Origin of the sequence: Nonomuraea sp. NPDC003709 (assembly GCF_040610775.1) — a bacterium.
Lineage (GTDB): Bacteria > Actinomycetota > Actinomycetes > Streptosporangiales > Streptosporangiaceae > Nonomuraea > Nonomuraea angiospora_A.
This window is the reverse complement of sequence record NZ_JBEXMW010000082.1, coordinates 1-2,104: the sequence shown is the minus strand read 5'-3', so window position 1 is coordinate 2,104 and position 2,104 is coordinate 1. Positions and strand designations below refer to the sequence as shown.

Here is a 2,104-nt window from a genome sequence, read left to right as displayed (position 1 = left end):
TGAAGAACAATACAATAAGCTGAAAATTTCAGGAGAAACATATGGACTCTCTCCGAATCTTTATGCGAAAAAATTAGCACAAAAATCTCATTTAAAAAAACCTTATCTCGAACATGACCAAGCGAAATCTTTATTATTAGAACTCTCAAAACAAGGAACCAATTTAAATCAAATCGCCAAGAAACTCAATCAATTCGATCGGATGGACAACCAAGATAAAGAGCTGATCGTGGCTTTACGCTATACATACGGAGTACTCGCTCAAGCTCAAAAGGGGTATCAAGAGTTATGGCAACAATTGCAAAAATAAGCAATGGCGCAAGTGCAGCGAGCGCCCTTAATTATGCTTTAGGGCAAGACAGACCCATGCATGAAAAAACTGAACAGTGGCTACAAGACCATCAATTGGAACGTCCTGTGGAGCTGACAAATTGTCGGGCAGTTGCCGTGGGTGGAACCAACGGGATTGATCCCTTTATCGCCAAAGAACAATTTGATGTCATTCGACAACTTCATAACCAAACCAAAGAATCCAATCAAGTCTTGCGTATTACCCAATCTTTCGCCTTAGATGAACTGAATCCGAAAGTTCAAAAAGACTGGCAAAAAGCCAATGATTTAGGCGTTGAATTAGCAGAAAATCTCTATCCTAACCATCAAAGTGCTGTGTATACGCATTTAGACGGAAAAAATCACGTCTTACACAACCACATCATTGTCAATAAGGTCAATTTAGAGACAGGCAATAAATTAAGAGAACAAAAAGGAGAAAGCGTTCAACGAGCACGAGAAATGAATGATCGACTCGCTTCTCGAGAGAACTGGCACATTTTAGAGCCACCAAATGAGCGCCAAACAGAGACAGAAAAAGAACTAATCGCCAAAAATGAGTATTCTTACATGGATGATTTGAGAGAAAGAATCAATAAATCGCTTCAAGATGTCTCTGTGAGCTCATACGAAGCGTTTAAGGAACGATTATCTGACAATGGGGTAATTCTATCAGAAAGAGGCCAAACGTTCTCATATACCTTTTTAGACGCCAATAACAAGCAAAGACGAGCACGAGAGACCCGATTGGGTTCTGATTTTGGAAGGGAGACCATTTTACATGAGTTGGAAAACCGAGCAAGACAAAACGAATTTAGAGCTGTTGAACAACGAGAACCAGCGATTACTCCGCTTGAGCGAGACACTCAACAAAGAGAATCAGAAATTGTTAGCCTTGAACAAGCAATTGAACCAAGAAAATCAGAAGCTCTCAAGCGAGAATCAAAAATTAATCGATTTATTGACACAATCAAACAGCTTGCAGGACGAGTACCAGAACTTACTCAACGCGTTACAAGAAAATTAAAGCAAACAAAAGAGAAAATCCTCGATGATTTTGAACGTCGCTTTTCAAAAGACATGAAAAATTACGAGCAAGAACAACAGAAAAGCCTAGAAAAACAAGTGAATAGAGACGTACAGTCTGAAAAGAAACCAACAAAAGATCATGATCGGGGGATGAGTCGATGAATAAAGATGAACAACTCGTTGTTCAAGTATTAAATGCTTATAAAAATGGTAAAATTGATTTCAGTCACGTTCCAGAACTAGACCGCTTAGTCCGTCAAGAAGTTAATAAAGACTTTCGGGGCTACCAAGAAAAAATAGAAGCTGTTGCGAGTCAAAAAATGGAGTCTGCCATTCAAGAACAACTCCATCGTTTAGAGGCAGAAAACTTAAAAGCGACCATACTGAAAGACATTCAAGTTGAAAAACAAGCATTACTCGCTTTGAAAAAAGAACTGAATGAACAAAAAGAGCAGATAAAAGCAGATCGCAAACGTGAGATTGTCGAACGTTACAGTATTTTGATTGTGAATATTATCTGCCTGTTCTGTTTCTTAGTTGTCGGTATTCTCATCGGACGATGGATTTATAAAGGTATCTGGGATGGTTGGGGTTTGCATATTTTGTATGACACAGTGATGGAAATACAGCCTAAACATCCTTATGGGGCAGTCGTTCTTGGATTAGGTGGTTTTGGTTTAATCGGTGCTGGAATTTATGGCAGTTTTCGATTAATGTATACCGCTTCAACATGGTTTGATCAACG

At 38.9% G+C, this 2,104-nt stretch carries 3 protein-coding genes; all 3 read left to right on the top strand.

Going from position 1 to position 2,104, the window contains the following annotated elements; all coding sequences use genetic code 11:
- Positions 1-310: plasmid mobilization relaxosome protein MobC (gene mobC / locus ABZX61_RS65740; protein WP_355213237.1), on the top strand; the 310-nt coding region annotated here is incomplete at its 5' end.
- Positions 289-1,521, top strand: a complete 1,233-nt coding sequence (locus ABZX61_RS65735; protein WP_355213236.1) for a relaxase/mobilization nuclease domain-containing protein — start codon at positions 289-291, stop codon at positions 1,519-1,521. The genes mobC and ABZX61_RS65735, both read left to right, overlap by 22 nt.
- Positions 1,518-2,104 (top strand): hypothetical protein (locus ABZX61_RS65730; RefSeq protein ID WP_355213234.1); only part of this gene is annotated, 587 nt, incomplete at its 3' end. The genes ABZX61_RS65735 and ABZX61_RS65730, both read left to right, overlap by 4 nt.

Excerpts from the sequence above, each read along its gene's own strand:
- ABZX61_RS65735 (WP_355213236.1), top strand. The coding sequence starts at position 289 with ATGGCAACAATTGCAAAAATAAGCAATGGCGCAAGTGCAGCGAGCGCC.